This window comes from Pseudomonas botevensis (assembly GCF_019145475.1).
Lineage (GTDB): Bacteria > Pseudomonadota > Gammaproteobacteria > Pseudomonadales > Pseudomonadaceae > Aquipseudomonas > Aquipseudomonas botevensis.
This window is the reverse complement of the sequence record NZ_JAHTKI010000008.1, coordinates 164,763-184,493: the sequence shown is the minus strand read 5'-3', so window position 1 is coordinate 184,493 and position 19,731 is coordinate 164,763. Positions and strand designations below refer to the sequence as shown.

The 19,731-nt window shown below is 60.8% G+C and carries 21 protein-coding genes; 14 read left to right on the top strand and 7 right to left on the bottom strand.

What is annotated here, in order from left to right; translation table 11 throughout:
- Positions 1 to 32 precede the first annotated feature (32 nt).
- Entirely contained in the window at positions 33 to 335 is a 303-nt protein-coding gene (locus tag KVQ74_RS13000) for an ArsR/SmtB family transcription factor (RefSeq protein ID WP_217831482.1), read from the bottom strand.
- A gap of 171 nt (positions 336 to 506) precedes the next feature.
- Between KVQ74_RS13000 and KVQ74_RS12995 the strand changes: the two genes are divergently transcribed.
- A complete protein-coding gene (locus KVQ74_RS12995) occupies positions 507 to 1,091 on the top strand; it encodes an acyl carrier protein phosphodiesterase (RefSeq protein WP_217831481.1) in 585 nt (194 codons plus the stop codon).
- A gap of 49 nt (positions 1,092 to 1,140) precedes the next feature.
- On the opposite strand, the gene KVQ74_RS12990 is transcribed toward KVQ74_RS12995, so the two are convergent.
- Positions 1,141 to 1,932, bottom strand: a complete 792-nt coding sequence (locus KVQ74_RS12990) for a lysophospholipid acyltransferase family protein (protein WP_217831479.1) — start codon at positions 1,930 to 1,932, stop codon at positions 1,141 to 1,143.
- Positions 1,932 to 2,687 carry an L-ornithine N(alpha)-acyltransferase gene (olsB, locus tag KVQ74_RS12985; protein WP_217831478.1) on the bottom strand — a complete coding sequence of 252 codons (756 nt, stop codon included), beginning with the start codon at positions 2,685 to 2,687 and terminating at the stop codon, positions 1,932 to 1,934. The genes KVQ74_RS12990 and olsB overlap by 1 nt, the downstream gene beginning before the upstream one ends.
- Before the next feature lie 153 nt (positions 2,688 to 2,840).
- On the opposite strand from olsB, the gene KVQ74_RS12980 reads away from it, so the two are divergent.
- From KVQ74_RS12980 to KVQ74_RS12960, 5 genes are all read left to right on the top strand, one after another.
- Entirely contained in the window at positions 2,841 to 3,719 is an 879-nt protein-coding gene (locus tag KVQ74_RS12980) for an acyl-CoA dehydrogenase family protein (RefSeq protein ID WP_217831476.1), read from the top strand.
- A gap of 158 nt (positions 3,720 to 3,877) precedes the next feature.
- A complete protein-coding gene (locus KVQ74_RS12975) occupies positions 3,878 to 4,957 on the top strand; it encodes a serine hydrolase domain-containing protein (RefSeq protein ID WP_217831475.1) in 1,080 nt (359 codons plus the stop codon).
- Positions 4,954 to 5,259, top strand: coding sequence for an amidase (locus KVQ74_RS12970; RefSeq protein ID WP_217831474.1), 306 nt, complete (start codon positions 4,954 to 4,956; stop codon positions 5,257 to 5,259). Before KVQ74_RS12975 ends, KVQ74_RS12970 begins: the two co-directional genes overlap by 4 nt.
- Before the next feature lie 101 nt (positions 5,260 to 5,360).
- Positions 5,361 to 5,951, top strand: a complete 591-nt coding sequence (locus KVQ74_RS12965) for a YceI family protein (protein ID WP_217831473.1) — start codon at positions 5,361 to 5,363, stop codon at positions 5,949 to 5,951.
- A gap of 1 nt (position 5,952) precedes the next feature.
- Positions 5,953 to 7,110 carry a phospholipase D-like domain-containing protein gene (locus KVQ74_RS12960; protein ID WP_217831472.1) on the top strand — a complete coding sequence of 386 codons (1,158 nt, stop codon included), beginning with the start codon at positions 5,953 to 5,955 and terminating at the stop codon, positions 7,108 to 7,110.
- Positions 7,111 to 7,165: 55 nt separating this feature from the next.
- On the opposite strand, the gene bglX is transcribed toward KVQ74_RS12960, so the two are convergent.
- A complete protein-coding gene (bglX, locus tag KVQ74_RS12955; protein WP_217831471.1) occupies positions 7,166 to 9,457 on the bottom strand; it encodes a beta-glucosidase BglX in 2,292 nt (763 codons plus the stop codon).
- Between the two features lie 259 nt (positions 9,458 to 9,716).
- Here bglX and KVQ74_RS12950 point away from each other — a divergent pair, with 259 nt between their 5' ends.
- The 4 genes from KVQ74_RS12950 to KVQ74_RS12935 all read left to right on the top strand — a co-directional run bounded on the left by KVQ74_RS12950 (position 9,717) and on the right by KVQ74_RS12935 (position 13,098).
- Positions 9,717 to 10,325, top strand: a complete 609-nt coding sequence (locus KVQ74_RS12950; protein ID WP_217831470.1) for a LemA family protein — start codon at positions 9,717 to 9,719, stop codon at positions 10,323 to 10,325.
- A gap of 13 nt (positions 10,326 to 10,338) precedes the next feature.
- Positions 10,339 to 11,094, top strand: a complete 756-nt coding sequence (locus tag KVQ74_RS12945; RefSeq protein ID WP_217831469.1) for a TPM domain-containing protein — start codon at positions 10,339 to 10,341, stop codon at positions 11,092 to 11,094.
- Between the two features lie 33 nt (positions 11,095 to 11,127).
- Positions 11,128 to 11,745, top strand: a complete 618-nt coding sequence (locus KVQ74_RS12940) for a TPM domain-containing protein (protein ID WP_217831468.1) — start codon at positions 11,128 to 11,130, stop codon at positions 11,743 to 11,745.
- Positions 11,746 to 11,880: 135 nt separating this feature from the next.
- Entirely contained in the window at positions 11,881 to 13,098 is a 1,218-nt protein-coding gene (locus KVQ74_RS12935) for a class I SAM-dependent methyltransferase (RefSeq protein ID WP_217831467.1), read from the top strand.
- Here the strand turns inward: KVQ74_RS12935 and KVQ74_RS12930 are convergent, their stop codons facing one another.
- Complete coding sequence (locus KVQ74_RS12930; protein ID WP_217831466.1) at positions 13,099 to 13,989, bottom strand: DMT family transporter; 891 nt, start codon at positions 13,987 to 13,989, stop codon at positions 13,099 to 13,101.
- 219 nt (positions 13,990 to 14,208) lie between these two features.
- Between KVQ74_RS12930 and KVQ74_RS12925 the strand changes: the two genes are divergently transcribed.
- Both KVQ74_RS12925 and KVQ74_RS12920 read left to right on the top strand, forming a co-directional pair.
- On the top strand, positions 14,209 to 14,790 hold the full coding sequence (locus KVQ74_RS12925) for a DJ-1/PfpI family protein (protein WP_217831465.1): 582 nt from the start codon (positions 14,209 to 14,211) through the stop codon (positions 14,788 to 14,790).
- A gap of 22 nt (positions 14,791 to 14,812) precedes the next feature.
- A complete protein-coding gene (locus KVQ74_RS12920) occupies positions 14,813 to 15,157 on the top strand; it encodes a YegP family protein (protein WP_217831464.1) in 345 nt (114 codons plus the stop codon).
- Between the two features lie 137 nt (positions 15,158 to 15,294).
- Here the strand turns inward: KVQ74_RS12920 and KVQ74_RS12915 are convergent, their stop codons facing one another.
- Both KVQ74_RS12915 and KVQ74_RS12910 read right to left on the bottom strand, forming a co-directional pair.
- On the bottom strand, positions 15,295 to 16,176 hold the full coding sequence (locus tag KVQ74_RS12915) for a dihydrodipicolinate synthase family protein (RefSeq protein WP_217831463.1): 882 nt from the start codon (positions 16,174 to 16,176) through the stop codon (positions 15,295 to 15,297).
- A 25-nt stretch (positions 16,177 to 16,201) separates the two neighbouring features.
- On the bottom strand, positions 16,202 to 16,984 hold the full coding sequence (locus KVQ74_RS12910; protein WP_217831462.1) for an aldolase: 783 nt from the start codon (positions 16,982 to 16,984) through the stop codon (positions 16,202 to 16,204).
- 160 nt (positions 16,985 to 17,144) lie between these two features.
- Here KVQ74_RS12910 and KVQ74_RS12905 point away from each other — a divergent pair, with 160 nt between their 5' ends.
- Positions 17,145 to 17,687 carry a helix-turn-helix domain-containing protein gene (locus KVQ74_RS12905; RefSeq protein WP_217831461.1) on the top strand — a complete coding sequence of 181 codons (543 nt, stop codon included), beginning with the start codon at positions 17,145 to 17,147 and terminating at the stop codon, positions 17,685 to 17,687.
- 176 nt (positions 17,688 to 17,863) lie between these two features.
- A complete protein-coding gene (locus tag KVQ74_RS12900; RefSeq protein WP_217831460.1) occupies positions 17,864 to 19,723 on the top strand; it encodes a right-handed parallel beta-helix repeat-containing protein in 1,860 nt (619 codons plus the stop codon).
- Positions 19,724 to 19,731 lie beyond the last annotated feature (8 nt).

Here is a 19,731-nt window from a genome sequence, read left to right as displayed (position 1 = left end):
GTTTAATCCTTTTGGCTGGCTGACGTTAAGGGTCAGAGCTCTTCACTGAGGGTGCTGAGGAACGCCTGGATCACGTCCTCGTTACGTTTGAAAAAGTGCCATTGGCCGACTTTGCGGCTGCTGACCAGGCCAGCGCGTTGCAGGGTTGCCAGGTGGGCCGAGACCGTGGATTGCGACAGGCCGCAACGCTGGTCGATCTGCCCGGCACAGACGCCGTGCTCATTGCTGTGGGACTGGTCGGGAAATTCGACGGTGGGGTCTTTCAGCCAGTGCAGGATGTCTCGCCGTACCGGGTGCGCCAGGGCTTTTATTATTTCGTCGAGGTTGAGGTTCATGGTTGAGTGCTCGTGATGTGTGCAACGCTATATCGCGATGGGGCGAACTTTAAATCGGTATTTCGCGATATACCAATATGATTTCGATCTGATGACCGAGTAAATCGGTATATCGGGTTATAACGATATGTGAGGTGTATCGATACTCCGGCGCGGTGCTAAGCTGCGCCCATGAACTATCTCGCACATTTACACCTCGGTGGCCAGCGCCCCGGTCAACTGCTCGGCAGCCTGTATGGCGATTTCGTCAAAGGGCAGCTGCAGGGGCAGTTTGCCCCGGAGGTCGAGGCGGCTATCAGACTGCATCGCCAGATCGACGTGTTTACTGACCGCCATCCGTTGGTCGACACGGCGTTGGGGCGTTTCTCCCATACCCGGCGGCGTTACGCCGGCATCGTCCTCGACGTGTTTTTCGATCACTGTCTGGCCCGTGACTGGACGCTCTACGCCGACCGGCCACTGGCGCAGTTCACGTCCGACGTGTACCGCGCGCTGTCCAGTGAACGACAGTTGCCCGAACGCCTGGCGAAGATCGCGCCGCACATGATGGCCAATGACTGGTTGGGTTCGTATCAGCAGTTCGAAGTGCTGGAGCAGGTATTGCGCGGGATCTCCCGACGCCTGAGCCGACCTGAGGAACTGGCGGGAGCGATGCAGGAATTGCGGCGGTTGTATGAACCGTTGAGTGAGGACTTCGCGCTGTTCTATCCGCAGCTTCAGGATTTTGCGCAAAACACCGAATCACAAAGCGCCTGACGGCGGGAGCGGGCGAGTCGCACGCCGCTCCCACAAGTCGATACCTGTTTCAGGCCGCGATAGCCGGGCGCATCGGTGCCTGTTGGGTTTCCGGAATCGAACCGAACAATGCTTTCTGCACCGCCTGCTGTGCCTCGAAGGCCAGCGCAGCGCGCTCGCGGCCCTGGCAGGCAATCGGCTTGAGCAAATGAATCTCCACGTCGCCGCAATCATTGCTGAACAAACGCATCAGGTGCGACAGCAGATCGTCATCGCCAATGAACGGCGCCAGGGTATCGATTTCACCTTCGCGCAGATAACGGATCGCCACCGGTTGCAGTTTCACCTCGGAGTCGATCGCCGCCGACAGCAGGCGACCGTGAAAGGTACGCAGCGAGCGGCCGTCGGTGGTGGTGCCTTCAGGGAACATCAGCAGTGCATGTTCGGTTTGCAGATGGCGTGTCATCTGTTTGCGGATCAACTGGCTGTCGCCCGAGCCGCGACGGATGAACAGGCTGCCGGCCTTCGCCGCCAGCCAGCCGGCCACCGGCCAGGTGCGCACTTCGGCCTTGGACAGAAACGACAGCGGCGTGAGCATGCCCAGCAGCGGAATGTCGGTCCACGAAACATGGTTGCTGACCCACAGCATCGGCTGTTTCGGCAGCTCGCCCTGCACGGTCACGCGAAAGGGCAGGGCGTTGGTCAGGCGGGCCATGAAGAACCGCGACCAGCGCTGGCGCCGCTCCATCGAATGGGCCAGGCCCAGGCGTTCGAACACGCCGAAGACACTGGCCATGCTCAAGCCTAGCGTCACCACCAGCAGCACTCGCGCGATCCGCGCGTACACCCGCAGGCGGCTCATTACACCGCCGCCTTGAAGTGCTTGGCGTAACGCGGGCAGAGTTCGTCGCGCTTGAGCAGGATGAACACGTCGGCGACCTGGAAGTCTTCGTCCCAGCACGGCTCGCCGCAGATTTTCGCGCCCAGACGCATGTAGGCCTTGAGCAGCGGCGGCATTTCGGCGATCACGTTGGACGGGATATCCAGGCTCGGCAGCGGCTTTTTCGGTTCGGCGCGCAGGTGTTCGGTACACAGGTAACGTTCGCGCAGGCGCTGCATGATCGCGTGGGCCTGAATCCCGCCGTCCTGCATCGGGATGCTCGCGCAACCCATCAGGTAGCTGTAGCCACCCTGGTTCAACACTTCGGCCAGTTCGCCCCAGAGCACGGCGATGGTGCCGCCGTTGCGGTACGCCGGGTCGACGCAGGTGCGGCCGATTTCGAGGATCGGGCCTTGCAGATGAGCCAGGCCGTGCAGGCTGAATTCTTCTTCGCTGTAGAACTTGCCGAGGCTGCTGGCGGCGGCGTGATCGAGCAAGCGGGTGGTCGCCACCAGGCGTCCGGTGTTCAAATCACGCACACCAATATGGGTGCAGTGAACATCATAGTCATCCATGTCCAGACCCAGCTCGGCGCCTTTCAGCTTGGCGTTGAACTCGCCACTGAACACGTTGAAGCGCAAGGCCTGGGCTTGCTGCAAGGCTTCGGCGCCGATCAGGCGTTCGGCTTGCAGGCGGCGTTCATTGCCGGTGTCGCTGATGCGGGCGATCTGAGTCATTTGAATCTCCGTACGGGCCTTTAACCCGTCGTGGGTTGCAGCCGATCGACTTTCTTTATGCAGCCGTGTTGTGCAAAGTCAGGCTATGTAGCCCCGGTGTCATCGCCATGAATGTTTGGTGATGCTTATATGACAGCCCCCAAGGAGCCTCTTATGCCCTGGCCAGACTTGCTTCAAAGCCGTGAACGTTTGCCCGCCGTCGCTGATCTGGCGGAGGGTTTTGCGACGTTGTTGCATCAGTTGGGCAACGTCTCGCCGTTCGAACTGGCGGTGGCGGGCGGACGGCGGATGGCGACACCGGGGCTGGCATTTCTGGTGGGCTATCAGGCGGCATTGCGCATGTTGTGGCCGAGTGCGCCGTTGAGCCTCGGCGCGCTGTGTGCGACTGAACAGCGCAGTCTGCGGCCGGCGGACATGCAGACCCGGCTGACGGATCTGCGCCTGAGTGGCCGCAAGGATTTCGTCACTGCCGGCGATGCGGCGGACTGGCTGCTGATCGCCGCACGCAGCGAGGAGCCTGGCGCAACACCGCGTCTGAGCCTGGCGGTGGTGTATCCAGGCGAGCCGGGCGTGCAGGTGGAAAAACTCCCGGCGCTGCCGTTGATGCCTGACGTCAGCCACGGTCGCCTGCATCTCGATGGCGCGATGTGCGAGTTGCTCGCCGGGGATGGCTGGGATGCGTATGTGAAGCCGTTTCGTACCCTGGAAGATGTGTATGTGCTGAGCGCGATGACGGCCTGGTTGTACGGCGTCGGTCAGGACAGCGACTGGCCCCAGTCGCTGCAATTGCGTCTGCTGGCGCTGTTGGCCGGGTGTGCGGAGATGAGCCGCCAGGCTCCGAACAATCCGGCGGGGCATGTGCTTCTGGGTGGGTTGTTTGCCCAGTTCGACTCGTTCAAGGCTGAGATCGATCAGGCCTTGGCCGAGGGCAGTCCGGAGTGGGCGGTGATGTGGCAGCGCGATCAGTCGGTGATGCAACTGGCTTCGGGCGCGCGGGCGAAGCGGTTGGCCAAGGCGTTGGCGGTGGACTGACGGGCGTCTTCGCGGGCAAGCCCGCTCCCGCATTGGAATGTGTTGCTTTGGTGGGCGTGCGCTTGTCCGTGAGGGCGGCCTCACAGACACCCCCGGCGATCCCCAATCTGTCATCAATCCCGGCTAGTCTCAGCAGCTTTTCTCCAAGAGCCCTCGTCATGTTCAAAGGCTTGTTCCTGTTTCTGCTGTTGATCAGTTGCACGGTTCAGGCCGAATCATGGCCCGGAGAGCAGTGGCCGGTCGGCCCGAAACCCTCAGGCACTGCGCTCGACGCGCTGGAGGCCTACGCGTTCCCTCCACGTGACGACAACACCCGTCAGGGCATCCGCACCGATGCCTTGCTGGTGATCCGCGACGGTCAGATCCTTTACGAACGCTACGCCGGCCCGACCCGCGTCGACACCCCGCACCTGACCTGGTCGATCAGCAAAAGCCTGATGGCCACGGTGCTGGGTGTGGCGTATGGCGAAGGCCTGTTCAAACTGGATGATCCGGCGGTGAAATTTTACCCGGCGCTGGAAAAGCACCCGACGATCACCATGGCCGACCTGCTGCACTGGGCGTCAGGGCTGGACTGGCAGGAAGACTACGAATACGCCCCGCTGAAATCCTCGGTGGTGGCGATGCTCTACACGCGCGGCCATCGCGACATGGCGGCGTTCACCGCCGATCACGACCGCTACGCCGCGCCGGGGCAGGCGTTCCGTTATTCGAGCGGCGACAGCAATCTGTTGGCGGCGACGCTGAAAACCATCGTCGGCCCGTCGCGTTATCCGGACTATCCCTGGACAGCACTGTTCGAGCCGCTGGGCATCCACAGCGCGGTTTGGGAAACCGATGCCAAGGGCACGTTTGTCGCCTCGTCCTACGCCTACTTGCGGCCAAGGGATCTGGCGCGAATCGGCCTGCTGATGGCACGGGACGGACGCTGGGGCGAGCGGCAATTGCTGCCCAGGGACTGGGTGGCGTTCAACCTCCAGCCGTTTGCCGGCTACAAGGCCCATCAGGACGAAGCGGTGCCGGGCGGCCAGTGGTGGCTCAATCGCCCGGCGGATGGCGCACCGTCGCCCTGGCCCGATGCACCGCCCGATACCTTTGCTGCCCTCGGCCACTGGGGCCAGGCGTTGTACGTGATCCCCAGCGAAAAACTGGTGATCGTGCGCTACGGCGATGATCGTGACGGCGGCTACCGGCACAACGAATTGCTCAAACGCGTGCTGGGGGCGGTGCGGCCATGAAACTGTTCAAACGCATTCTGCTGGTGCTGTTGCTCGTGCTGCTCGGCTGGATCTGGCACGAGCGGGAGGCGTTGTGGGCGTTCCCGGACATCATCAGCGCCTACACCGCCAAGGAATATTGTTCGTGTCGCTATGTCATGAACAACGATGCCGACTATTGTCGCGGGTATGTGAAGCAATGGCTGCCGACCAGCGGATTCACCGATGATGCGGTGAGCAAAACCGTCACCGTCAGCGGCATGGGGCGCAGCAACAGCGCGGGATGGACCGGCGAGCATCAAGGCTGCCGCCTGCAACCCTGACAGCACAAATCTCCCACGGTTTTGTGTTGCGCTTGCGGTGTACAGAAGCCATCGCTGGCAGTTAATGTTCGGCTCAGGTTTATTCGCCCCACGAGTCTTGAATGTTCAACCGCTCCCTTTGCACCGCCATCGCCGGCCTGCTGTTGAGTGCCGCTGCGCTGCCGGCCCAGGCCAACTGGTATCTGGACGGCGAGTCGTCGCGGCTGTCGTTCGTCAGTACGAAAAACGCCAATATTTCCGAAGTGCAACGCTTTCTGGTGCTGCACGGCAAGGTCGATCCGAACGGTCAGGCCGAAGTCGAAGTCGAGCTGGACTCGATCAACAGCGGCATCCCGCTGCGCGACGAGCGCATGCGCAAGGAGCTGTTCCAGATCGAGCAATTCCCCGAAGCGACCATCACCACCCAGATCGATCTGCGCCCGATCAACGATCTTGCACCCGGCGCGCAACTGGAGCTGCGCCTGCCGCTGACCGTCAACCTGCACGGCAAACAACATGAATACCCCGCCGAACTGCTCGCCACCCGTCTCGATGACCGGCGCTTCCAGGTGGTCACCCTCGAGCCGCTGGTCATCAACGCCGAGGATTTCGAGCTGGCGCCGGGGCTGGAAAGCCTGCGCAAAATGGCCGGCCTGTCGGCCATCAGTCTGTCGGTGCCGGTGGGTGCGGTGCTGATCTTCACGGCGCGCTGACATGCGCGGCGCGGTGTTTCCATGGCGTGACGGCAACCGTTTCGAGCTGCTGATCGACGGCCCGCAATTCTTCCCGCGCATGCTCGATGAAATCCTCAACGCCCGCGAGCAGATCGAACTGGAGCTGTATCTGGTGGAGGCCGGCGCCTGTGCCGAAACCATCGTTCAGGCGCTGGTGCTGGCGGCCGAGCGCGGCGTGCGGGTGCGTTGTCTGTTCGATGATTACGGCAGCCTCGCGTTTACCCTGAACCTGCGTCAGCGCCTGACCGGTGCCGGGGTCGAACTGCGTTTCTACAACCGGCTGAACTGGCGCCGCTGGGTCGGCAATTTTTATCGCGATCACCGCAAGCTGTTGCTGGTCGACCAGCGCCTGGCGGTGGTTGGAGGGACCGGGGTTACCGACGAATTCTGGACGCCGGGTCACGACACCAGCGAGTGGCACGAAGTCATGGTGCATATCACCGGCCCGCTGGTGCTCGACTGGCAGTTGCTGTTCGACCGCCAATGGATCGCCAACCGCCATCGCCGGGCGTGGAAACCTTCGGCGAACTTCGGCCTGCCACGGCTACCCCGGGTGCCGGACACGGGTGAGGGCATGGGCCGCGTGGCCTACGCCGACGCCCGTCAGCACCGCGACATTCTGCAATCGCTGTTCCGCGCGCTGAACAGCGGCCAGCAGCGGATCTGGCTGGCGACGCCGTACTTCCTGCCGACCTGGAAAATCCGCCGCTCCCTGCGCAAGGCCGCCGCCCGAGGCATCGATGTGCGCCTGCTGCTGACCGGGCCGCGCACCGATCACCCGTCGGTGCGCTACGCCGGGCATCGCTACTACCCGCGATTGCTCAAGTCCGGTGTGAAGATCTTTGAATACCAGCCGTGTTTCCTGCACCTGAAAATGGTCCTGGTGGATGACTGGGTGAGCATCGGCTCATGCAATTTCGATCACTGGAATCTGCGCTTCAATCTGGAGGCGAACCTGGAGGCGCTGGATCGGCAACTGACGGCGGACGTGGTGGCGAGTTTCGAGCGGGACTTTGCCCAGAGTCAGCAGGTGAGCCTGGAAGAGTGGCGGCGCCGGCCGTTGTGGCGGCGGATCAAGCAGCGGGTGTGGGGCTGGGTGGACCGGTTGGTGGTCAATCTTCTGGATCGGCGGGGCTAGCAGCCCCATTCAAAATCCGACTGTGGGAGCGGGCTCGCTCCCACAGTTTTATGGATCAGAGCAACTCGAAGCTCTGCTGCTTCACGTCCTGGGAGTCCAGGCCGATCTGCACATTGAACTTGCCAGGCTCGGCCGCGTACTTGAGCTGGGCGTTGTAGAACTTCAGGTCATCCTCGGTGATGGTGAAGTGCACGACTTTCTGCTCGCCCGCCTTGAGCATGATCTTCTGGAAGTTCTTCAACTCCTTGACCGGACGGATGATCGAGCCGGTGACGTCCTGAATGTACAACTGCACCACGGTTTCGCCGTCACGCTTGCCGGTGTTCTTGACCGTGACGCTGGCGTCGAGCTTGCCGCTGGCGTTCAGGGTGGTCGAGGACAGCGCCATGTCGTTCAGGCTGAAATCGGTGTAGCTCAGGCCGTAGCCGAACGGGAACAGCGGCCCGGTGGTGTCATCGAAATACTGCGAGGTGTAGTTGCCCGGTTTGCCCGGCGTGAACGGCCGGCCGATGCTCAGGTGGTTGTAGTAGGTCGGAATCTGGCCCACGGAGCGCGGGAAGGTCACCGGCAGTTTGCCCGACGGGTTGTAGTCGCCGAACAGCACGTCGGCGATGGCGTTGCCGCCCTCGGTGCCGCTGAACCAGGTTTCCAGAATCGCATCGACCGAAGCGTTTTCTTCCAGAAGCGTCAGCGGACGGCCGTTCATCAGCACCAGCACCACCGGTTTGCCGGTGGCTTTCAGCGCACGGATCAGCTCGCGCTGGTTTTCCGGGATGTTCAGGTCGGTGCGGCTCGACGATTCGTGGGACATGCCACGGGACTCGCCCACGGCGGCGACCACCACGTCAGCCTGCTTGGCTGCTTTCACCGCTTCGTCGATCAACACGTTGGCCGGGCGCGGGTCATCGACCACTTCCGGGGCGTCGAAGTTGAGGAAGTTCAGGTAGTCGAGCACTTTCTTGTCGCTGGTGATGTTGGCACCACGGGCGTAGATCAGGTTCGCCTTGTCGCCGATCACCGAGCTCATGCCGTCGAACAGGGTGACCGATTGCGCCGGTTTGCCGGCGGCCGCCCAGCTGCCCATCATGTCGATCGGCGCCTTGGCCAGCGGGCCGACCAGGGCGACTTTCGCGGTTTTCTTCAGCGGCAGGGTTTCGTTCTGGTTTTTCAGCAACACCAGGCTGCGACGGGCGACGTCACGGGCGTCGGCGCGGTGCAGGCGGCTGTCGGCGTAAGTGTCGGCCGGATCGTCCTCGGCCTTGCCGATACGCAGGTACGGGTCCTTGAACAGGCCCATGTCGTATTTGGCCGCGAGGACTTCGCGCACGGCGTTGTCGATGTCTTTCTGCTCGATCTCGCCGGACTTGAGCAGCCCCGGCAGCTCTTTGCCGTACAGAGTGTCGTTCATGCTCATGTCGATGCCGGCCTTGATCGCCAGCTTCGCCGCTTCCCGACCGTCGCGGGCGACGCCGTGCTTGATCAGCTCGAAGATCGCGCCGTGGTCGCTGACCGCCAGGCCCTTGAAGCCCCAGTCCTTGCGCAGCAGATCGTTCATCAGCCAGGTGTTGGCGGTGGCCGGGATGCCGTTGATCGAGTTCAGCGCCACCATCACGCCACCGGCGCCGGCATCGATCGCGGCGCGGTAGGGCGGCAGGTAATCCTGGTACATCTTCACCGGGCTCATGTCCACGGTGTTGTAGTCGCGACCGCCCTCGACCGCGCCATACAGGGCGAAGTGCTTGACGCTGGCCATGATGCTGTCAGCGTTGCTCGGAGTGTCGCCCTGGTAGGCCTTGACCATGACCTTGGCGATACGCGAGGTCAGGTAGGTGTCTTCACCGAAACCTTCGGAGCTGCGGCCCCAGCGCGGGTCGCGGGAAACGTCGACCATCGGCGCGAAGGTGATGTCGAGGCTGTCGGCGGCGGCTTCCTTGGCGGCGATGCGCCCGGAATGGCCGATGGCGTCCATGTCCCAGCTCGAAGCCAGGGCCAGTGGAATCGGGAAAATCGTACGGTGGCCGTGGATCACGTCGTACGCGAAAAACATCGGAATCTTCAACCGGCTGCGCATCGCCGCGTCCTGCATCGGACGGTTTTCCGGGCGGGTGATCGAGTTGAACGTGCCACCGATGTTGCCGGCGGCGATTTCCTTGCGGATCAGCTCGCGGGGCATTTCCGGGCCGATGCTGATCAGGCGCAACTGGCCGATCTTCTCTTCGAGGGTCATTTGCTTCATCAGGTTACTGATGAAGGCGTCCTTGTTTTCCAGGGGCACCGGGGATGTGGCGGCCAATACTTGATGACTGGCCAGGCTGACGAACAGACCCAGCAAACACAGCTTCTTCATGAATATTTTTCTCGAGGGCGCAAACGGCAGTGCAACGCCGGCCAGCCAAAATTTAGGGAGCGACTATTGTTGTTCGGGTGCTGATGCAAAACGCAAAGCCGAATTAACCCCGCCAGATTCGGCGACGTGATCGCGCAGGGCCTCTTTTTAGCCCATTGGCCCGCTGCAATCCAGTGGTGCGGGCGATTATGCCCCAACAGCCGGCTGAGAATGTTTCGCGATTCATTTTTCATGAAATGTGCAAGGGAGCACCCGTCCGATGAATGTCAGTCCAACCTATCGCTCGCGCCTGCAGGTCGCCACTTTGCTGGTACTGGCCACTTTGCTGACCGCGTGTGGCATCAACAACATTCCGACCCTCGACGAACAGGCCAAGGCTGCCTGGGGCCAGGTGCAGAACCAGTACCAGCGGCGTGCCGACCTGATCCCGAATCTGGTGGAAACGGTCAAGGGCTACGCCAAGCATGAAGAGGCGACCCTGACCGCCGTGATCGAGGCGCGGGCCAAGGCGACGTCGATCCAGGTCGACGCCAGCACCCTGGACAACCCGGAAAAGCTCAAGCAGTTCCAACAGGCCCAGGATCAGTTGACCGGTGCCTTGAGCCGGTTGATGGTGGTGTCCGAGCAATATCCGGATCTGAAGGCCAACCAGAACTTCCTCGCCCTGCAATCGCAACTTGAAGGCACCGAGAACCGCATCGCCGTGGCCCGGCGCGACTTCATCCTCGCGGTGCAGAAGTACAACACCGAGATTCGTACCTTTCCCGGCCTGCTCTGGCACAAGGTGATGTACAGCGATCTGCCGGTTCGCGAGACCTTCGAAGCCACCAGCCCCGGCGCGGACAAGGCTCCGGAAGTGAAGTTCTGATCCGAGGTTGCCCATGCGTGTGTTGAAGATGGGCCTGGTGCTGATGCTGTGGCTGTTCGCCGTCAGCGCCCGGGCCGAGTTGACGTTTCCGGCGCTGACCGGGCGGGTGGTGGATCAGGCGCAGATGATCGATCCGTCGGTGCGCGCGCAACTGAGCCAGCAGTTGCAGGCCCACGAGCAGGCGACCGGCGAGCAACTGGTGGTGGTCACGTTGCCGGACCTGCAAGGCACCAGCATCGAGGATTACGGCGTCCAGCTCGGTCGGCACTGGGGCATCGGGCAGAAGGACAAGAACAACGGCGCGCTGCTGATCGTCGCCCGGGACGAGCGCAAGCTGCGCATCGAAGTCGGTTACGGGCTGGAGGATCGGCTCACCGATGCGCAGAGTTCGGTGATCATCCATCAGGTCATCACGCCGGCCTTCAAGAGCGGCAATTTCAGCAAGGGCATCAGCGACGGCGTGGCGGCGATGCTGGTGGTGCTGGGCGGCAATCCGCTGGACGAGCCCTCGACGGTGTATGAATCGGCCGGCGATCCGACGGACGATTTCGTCTCGCGTCATCCGGCGTTGTTCGTGTTTTTGGTGATGTTGTTCATCCTGACTGTTTTTATCTGCCAGATGCTCGGTATCCTTCCCGCCGGCCGTGGCGGCTCCGGTGGGTCGGGAGGCGGATTCGGCGGTGGAGGTTTCGGTGGCGGCGGTGGAGGCGGGGGCTTCAGCGGCGGCGGAGGCAGTTTCGGCGGTGGCGGTTCGTCCGGCGGCTGGTGAGATAACAATAATAGCGAGCAGGCATTTCACGACATGGCATTACTGACTGAACACGAACAGCGCAAGGTCGCCGAGGCCATCGCCCGGGTCGAGCGCGATACCGACGCGGAACTGGTGACGGTGCTGGCGGCCCGCGCCGATGACTACGCCTACATCCCGCTGCTATGGGCCAGCCTGCTGGCGCTGGTGGTGCCGGGCGTCGTCCACTACCTGACCGGGTGGCTGACCCTGCGCAGCCTGTTGCTGGTGCAGTGGGGGCTGTTCATCGTGCTGTGCCTGGTGTTTCGCCTGCCGAAGATCACCACCCATCTGGTGCCGCGCCGGGTCCGGCACTGGCGCGCCTCGAACCTGGCGCGCCGGCAGTTTCTCGAACAGAACCTGCACCACACGGTCGGCAGCACCGGGATGCTGATTTTTGTCTGCGAGGCCGAGCGTTATGTGGAAATCCTCGTGGACGAAGGGATTTCCGGACGGCTGGACAACAAATGCTGGGATTCGATTGTCGCGGCGTTTACCGAACAGGTGCGCCAGGGGCGCACGCTCGAGGGGTTCGTGACCTGTATCGAGGCGTGCGGTGAATTGCTCAGGGTGCATGTGCCGGTGACGCAGGTGAGGAACGAGTTGCCGAATCGGTTGGTGGTTCTGGGGTAGTTTCTGAATGCCCTCACCCGGAGGGTGAGGGGGCGCTTTTCAGGACCACTGAGTAAATAACTGCGTGTCCCAAACCTCCATCCCCCCTAAAATACCCGCCATTCCCGTTTCGCCCCGCCCGAGGCTGTTTTTTTCATGTCTGTCACCGCCCCCACCGCTAAACCCGCGCCAGATCACCACGCCCAGTTCATCGAATTGCTGCAGACCAGCCTCGAACAGAACGGCTTTATCAAACTGGTGCTGGCCAAGTACGTCGGCGAAGAAGCCGATCTGCAGCGGATCATCATCAAGCCGGTGACGGTCAAGGCGCAGCCTTGCCTGTCCTTCGTTTATCGCTACAAGACCCGTGACATCACCAAGAACCTGCCGCTGGCCGAAGGCGTCGAAAGCATCGCCGCGCTGCTGCCGGCCGCGTTCAAGAATGCCCATTTGCTGGCGCTGAGCGACGAAGCCCAGCTCGAATACAGCAAAAAGGGCAAGAGTTCGCTGTTCAAGAGCAAACCCCAGCAATTGCGCGAAGCGCCATCCGCCGAGCATAACCGCGAGAAAAACCGCTTCCTCGAACTGAGCCGGCCGTTTCTCAAGGACCTCGGCGTGACCAACGCCCAGCAGGAATTGATTCCGGCGATGTCGCGCAAGTGGAAACAGATCAACAAGTTCATCGAAGTGTTCAGCCACGCCCTGACTTCGTCACCGTTGGCCCTGGACAAACCGGTGCGGGTGGCGGATTTCGGTTCGGGCAAGGGTTACCTGACGTTCGCCATCCACGATTACCTGCGCAATACCCTGAAGGCCGAAGGCGAAGTCACCGGCGTCGAGTTGCGCGAAGAAATGGTCAACCTGTGCAACGTCGCCGCGCAGAAGCTGGAACACCCGGGGCTGGTGTTCAAGTGTGGTGATGTGCGCAGCGTGGCGCCGAGCGAACTGGAAGTGATGATCGCCCTGCATGCCTGCGACATCGCCACCGACTACGCGATCCACACCGGCATCCGCTCCGGTGCGTCGATCATCATGTGCTCGCCGTGCTGCCACAAGCAGATCCGCCTGCAGATCCAGAGCCCGGCGCTGCTCAAGCCGATGCTGCAATACGGTCTGCATCTGGGCCAACAGGCGGAAATGGTCACCGACAGCCTGCGCGCGTTGTTCCTCGAGGCCTGTGGTTACGAGACGAAGGTGTTCGAGTTCATCTCCCTGGAACACACCAACAAGAACAAGATGATCCTCGCCGTCAAACGCGCCGAGCCGGTGGATCCGGCCCGGTTGCTGGTGAAAATCCAGGAGCTGAAGGAGTTCTACCACATCAGCGAGCACTGCCTGGAAAGCCTGCTGCGGGCGGACGGTTATCTGGCCTGATCAGGCCGTGGCGGTGCGCGCGGGGCGCACAGCGGTCTTGCGACCGAGCATGACGGTCGCAATCACGCCGCAGGCAAACACCCAGGTGATCGGCTCGACATGTTCACCGAAGAACAGCGCCGAAAACGCGATGGTGAAGAAGATCTGCAACAACTGGATCTGACTGACCCGGGCGATGCCACCCATGGCCAGCCCGGCGTACCAGGCGAAAAATCCGATGAACTGCGAGAACAGCGCCACGTAGCCAAAGGCCCACCAGGTCTTGGCCGACACCGCGCCATGATGCTGCACGGCCAGATACCACACCGGGCCGATCAGCAGCGGCGTCGACAGCACCAGCGCCCAGCAGATCACCTGCCAGCCGCCCATCTCTTTGGCCAGTCGGCCACCTTCGGCGTAACCCAGGCCACCCACCGCGATCGCGCCGAGCATCAGCAAGTCGCCGGCCTGAATGCTGCCGGCGCCGGTGTACAGCGCATAACCGAGCACCAGCGCACTGCCCAGCGCCGCGCAGGCCCAGAAGGCTTTCGACGGACGTTCATGGGACAGCCATGCGGCGTACAGCGCCACGCACAGCGGCTGCAAACCGTTGACCAGCGCCCCGTGAGACGCCGGCAGCGTCTGCATGGCCCACGCTGACAGCACCGGAAACCCGAGGATCACCCCGGCGATCACCAGGCTCAGGCCTTTGATTTGCGCCCAGGTCGGCCATTTCTCGCGGCGCCACAGCAACAGCAACGCCGCCGGAATCGCCGCGAACAACGCGCGGCCCAGGCCGTTGAGCAGCGGGTGCAGTTCCTGCACCACGATGCGGGTGAAGGGCAGGGTGAGGCTGAAAATCACAACCCCGAGCAGGCCGAGGGCCATGCCGGTGTTCTCGCGTGAAGACATGATGGCAACCAGAAATCGAAGGTGGCAGGGAGGTGTCTTCATCTAGCCACAAACCGCAGCCGGGCCGCTGCTACAGCTAGGCACGGACTGATCGGTACAGTTTGCGCAGGCCTTCGCGGGCAAGCCCGTTCCCACAGGAGTTCCGTCGTTTTCAAAGCCGCCGTGCCAGATAACGACTACTTTGAATACTCCAACGCATTTCCCAGAGGAGTCCGCCCCATGGCCGCGAAGAAGATCCTGATGCTGGTCGGCGATTACGTCGAAGACTACGAAGTGATGGTGCCGTTCCAGGCCTTGCAGATGGTCGGGCACATCGTCCACGCCGTGTGTCCGGACAAGGCCGCCGGCAAGACAGTGCGCACGGCGATCCACGACTTTGAAGGCGACCAGACCTACAGCGAAAAACCCGGTCACCTGTTCGCCCTGAATTTCGATTTCGCCAAGGTCAACGCGGCGGATTACGACGCGCTGCTGGTGCCGGGCGGTCGTGCGCCGGAATACTTGCGGCTGAACGAAAAAGTCCTGGAACTGGTGCGCGCCTTCGACCAGGCCGGCAAACCGATTGCCGCCGTTTGTCACGGTGCGCAACTGCTGGCGGCGGCGGGGATTCTCGAAGGTCGTGAGTGCAGCGCCTATCCGGCCTGTGCCCCGGAAGTACGCCTGGCCGGCGGGACGTACATCGACATCCCGGTGACCGACGGCCATGTCCAGGGCAACCTGGCCACCGCTCCGGCCTGGCCGGCGCACCCGAACTGGCTGGCGGGGTTCCTTGGCCTGCTGGGCACTAAAATTACCCTTTGACCCGTCGATAAGGAGAAGCAGCATGTCCGGATGGTATGAATTGAGCAAAAGCAGCAACGGCCAGTTCAGGTTCGTGCTGAAAGCGGCGAATGCCGAAACCATTCTGACCAGCGAGTTGTACACCACCCGCAGCGCCGCCGAAAACGGCATTGCCTCGGTGCAGGCCAACAGTCCGCTGGATGAGCGCTACGAGAAAAAACTGACGAAGGACGGCCATCCGTACTTCAACCTCAAGGCCGCCAACCACCAGATCATCGGCGGCAGCGAGTCCTATTCTTCCGACTCGGCCTGTGACAAAGGCATCGCCAGCGTCAAGGCCAACGGGCCGACGAAGACCATCAAGGACAAGACTTTGCCTGTGCTCTGATCCTGTGTGGGAACAACAGTCTCGGGCATGCAACACAGTCCAATGTGGGAGTGGGCTTGCTCGCGAAAACGGTGTGTCAGGCAACGTCGCCGTCGCCGGACACTTCCTCTTCGCGAGCACGCCCGCTCCCACAGGTTTCAGCGCAGGGCGGTGAGCAATTCTTGCAGTTGACTGCGCCCGGCCTCGCTCAGCGGGAACACCGGCAGGCGCGGGTCGCCCGCTTCCAGGCCGGTTGCCCGCAAACCGGCCTTGATCGTCGCCGGCAATCCACCCTTGAGGATGAAGTCCAGCAGCGGCAACTGGCGGTAGAACAGCTCCCGCGCCTTGCCCAGGTCACCGGCCAATGTGGCTTCGTACAGATCCAGATTGAGTTGCGGGATCAGGTTCGGCGCCGCCGTACACCAGCCTTTGGCCCCGGCAGCGAAGGCTTCCAGCGCCAGCGGATTGCAGCCGTTGTAGAACGGAATCTGCCCATCACCGAGCAATTGCAGCTTGTGCATGCGCTGGATGTCGCCGGTGCTTTCCTTGACCATGGTCACGTTTTCCACGCTGTTGACGATGCGCAGAATCAGTTCGACCGACATGTCGGTGCCACTGGTGGCCGGGTTGTTGTAGAGCATGATCGGCACGCCGATGCTGTCGCCGATGGCGCGGTAATGGGCGAGGATTTCCGCTTCGCTGAGTTTCCAGTAGGACGCCGGCAGCACCATCACCACGTCGGCGCCGTGGGCTTCGGCGAAGCGCGCGCGACGCACGGCTTTGGCGGTGGTCAGGTCGGATACGCTGACCACGGTCGGTACGCGTCGGGCGACATGCCTGATGCTGAATTCGGCGACCTGATCCCACTCGGCGTCGCTCAGGTACGCGCCTTCGCCGGTGCTGCCCAGCGGGGCGATGGCGTGGACGCCGCTTTCGATCAGGCGGTCGATGGAGCGGCCGAGGGCGGGCAGGTCGAGGCCTTCGCCGTTGGCGCCGAACGGGGTGATGGTGTAGCCGATGATGCCGTGAATGTTGGACATGGACGTGTCTCCGTGAAAAAGGGTTTCAGTTCAGGCAATCGGCGTGTTGGCGCAGGTTCTGCCGAGCGTAGTAGTTGAACGCGGCGGCGTGGCGCTTGGGTTTGGACACCCAGTCATGGGCTTCGCGTCCCAGTTCGGGAATGATCGGCTTGATCGTCCCGGCGGCCATCGCCAGCAATTGCAATTTGGCTGCGCGCTCGATCAGTTGCGCGATGACACAGGCTTCCTCGATGCTCGCCCCGGTCGACAACTGGCCGTGGTGCGAGAGCAGGATCGCCCGTTTGTCGCCCAGCGCCCCGGCAATCAGTTCACCTTCTTCGTTGCCCACCGGCACCCCCGGCCAGCCTTCGAGAAACGCGCAGTCTTCGTACAGCGGACACAGGTCCATGTGGGAAATCTGCAACGGCACTTCCAGCATCGACAGGGCGGCGACATGGGTCGGGTGGGTGTGGATGATGCAGTTCACGTCCGGCCGGGCGCGGTATACCCAACTGTGGAAACGATTCGCCGGATTGGCCATGCCATGGCCTTCGAGCACGTCGAGGTCTTCGTTGACCAGCAGCAGATTGCTCGCGGTGATTTCATCGAAACCCAGGCCCAGTTGCTGGGTGTAGTAGGTGCCCGGCTGCGGGCCGCGTGCGGTGATTTGCCCGGCCAGGCCCGAGTCGTGACCGTTCTCGAACAGGATCCGGCAGGTCAGGGCCAGCTTTTGCCGGTCTGTCCACGTATTATCCGCCAGGGTGTTTTGCATCTGGGTCAGCGCCTGCTTGACCAGTTGCTCTTTGGGTAGTGCTAATGTCTTGGCCATATCGGTTGTCCTTTGGATCGTTCAATGGACGTCGGATTTGCCGTTGCACCGTTGCTCGCAAGGTTCTCGGTGTACGCAAATGACACTAAAGAGGCTATATGACACAAAGTGTCATTGGCAAGCACGAATCGTCGCTTCCTTGATGGAATAACCGCTGCGCATGTCTATCCGTTTGAAATTATTGAGAAAAAAACTTGGCGTTACCCTTGAGGCACTGGCGGAAAAATCCGGCATGACCAAGAGTTATCTGTCGAAAGTCGAGCGCGGTCTGAACACCCCGTCGATTGCCGCCGCGCTGAAACTGGCGAAAGCGCTGAACGTGAAAGTCGAGGAACTGTTCTCCGAAGACAACGTCAGCCTCGACAGCTACAGCCTGGTGCGCAGCCACGAGCGCCAGTCACTGGCGGCCAACGATCAGAGCCCCGGTTATGCGGTGCTGGCGCATCAGGTCAGCGAGCGCAGCCTGTTGCCGTTCATCATCTACCCGCCGAGCGAGTTCACCGACAAGACCTTCAAGGAGCATCTGGGCGAGGAATTCCTGTTCGTCCACGAAGGCCGGGTCGAAGTGGATTTCATGAACGAGCGGGTGCTGCTGGAGCGGGGCGATGCGTTGCATTTCAATGCGCAGAAGCCGCATCGGCTCCGCTCGGTGGGGGAGGTTCAGGCGCAGTTGCTGGTGGTGGTGCATAGCGCCGAGGAATGATCTTGAGTCGAGTAGACAGGGTAGTGGCGCATTAGTATCTTCCTTGACCATGTGATCACCAAGCAAGTGATTGCCCAACATTTTCCCAAGTCCCCGTTGTGGACCGGTATGTTGATAACGGAAAGGAACCTGGTGAGGCGGGTTGCTTATAAAACTGGACGACCAAGCAGCGTGATATGAGCAAGCAACCCATTGGCTTCATGAGTTATGTGCGTTTTGACAATGAGCATGATGAAGGGCAACTGACAGACTTCTGTAAGCGTCTGGCTGGTGAAGTCCGCATCCAGACAGGCGAAAAGTTCGAGATTTTTCAGGATCTGAAAGATATCAGTTGGGGCCAGCAGTGGGCCGAGCGTTTGGATGAGTCGATTGATGGATCTACATTTCTGATTCCGATCATTACACCAGGGTTCTTCAAGAGCACCGCTTGCCGCAAAGAGTTGGATCGGTTTCTCAAGCGGGAAGAGTCAAGGGGGCGCGCTGATCTGATTCTTCCGGTTTACTACGTCGATTGTCCTGCAATGAGTCGACCGAATAAAAAAGATCCTGATTCACTGGCGCAGGTTATCGCCAGCCGAAATTACTATGATTGGCGAGAGTTGCGGTTTGAGCCATTTACCAAGCCGGAGATGCGCCGTGCGTTGGCCGACATGGCCAAGCAAATTGTTCAGGCAATGGAGCGAGAGCCAGAAAAAGTGAAGGAGGAGGCTGCTGTAAATGAAGTAGGTACGCAGGTTCCTCCTGAGCCAGTCAGTGAAGCAAGCGGGGCTCAAATCGCTCAGAGGAATCAGGTCCGATCATTATCAGCTCCCAGAAGTCATGTTGTTGATTCATTTCACCGCGGCGATTTCCTCAGCATTAGCGAAGCCGTTTGCGCTGCATCGCCGGGTGATCGGGTTTTGGTCCGTCCCGGCCTGTATCGTGAAGGGTTAGTAATAGAGAAGCCGATCGAGATCATTGGCGAAGGTGCGATGGGCGAGGTTGTCATTGAAGCGGAGGACAGAAATGCTGTTCGGTTCATGGCGAGCATGGGGCGTATTGCAAATCTGACATTCCGTCAGACCGGAAAGAGCAAGCTATTTTGTATTGATATCGGCCAGGGGCGCTTGGATATCGAGGACTGTGATATTACGGGGCACAATTTATCCTGCATTGGCATTCACGACGGAGCCGATCCCCGACTACGTCGCAACCGTATCCACGGTAGTAAGCAAAGCGGTGTGCTCATATACAAAAACGGATTTGGCACGCTAGAGGATAATGAAATTTTTGACAACGCCGCCTCGGGTGTGGCCGTCCGAGAGCAGGCTAATCCGACCTTGAGGCGAAACCGTATACATGATTGCGGTAAACATGGGCTTCACTTGTCAGATGATTGCCGCGGAGTAATTGAAGATAATGAGATTTTTTCCAATAATAAATCGGCAATTCTCATCTGGAAGGCTAGTCCATCTGTACGCCGTAACCGAATTTATGGGTGCAAAGGTAATGGGGTTTTTGTGCATGACGGCGGTGCCGGAGTAATTGAAGATAATGAGATATTCAAAAACACTTTGGCAGGAGTGGGCGTAGATAAGCTAAGCAATCCGATTGTGCGTCGTTGTCATGTACATAGCAATGTAGAAGGTGGCTTTATGATTTATGACAAAGGCGCTGGTTTATATGAAGAAAATCTAATTGTTGGAAATGGTTTTGCTGGTCTCGAGGTCCGTACAGGAGCAACACCGCTGTTCAGGCGTAATACCATTCGTGACGGAAAGCAGTCAGGCGTTTATGTTCATAATCGTGGAAAGGGACGGTTTGAAGGGAATATTATCACTGAAAACGAGCATTCCGGGGCACTAGTTACTGGATTCAGCTCCCCGGAAATGTTTGGCAATCAGTTCATCAATAACAAAAGTTATGGTGTAAAAATTATGACCAAAGGACGCGGCGACTTTCAAAAGAATGAGTTGCGTGGCAACGGCAGGGGCTCATGGGAAATCCCTCAGGATTGCCTCGCCGCTGTGAAAAGGAAGGATAACCTCGCAGACTGACTCGCGTA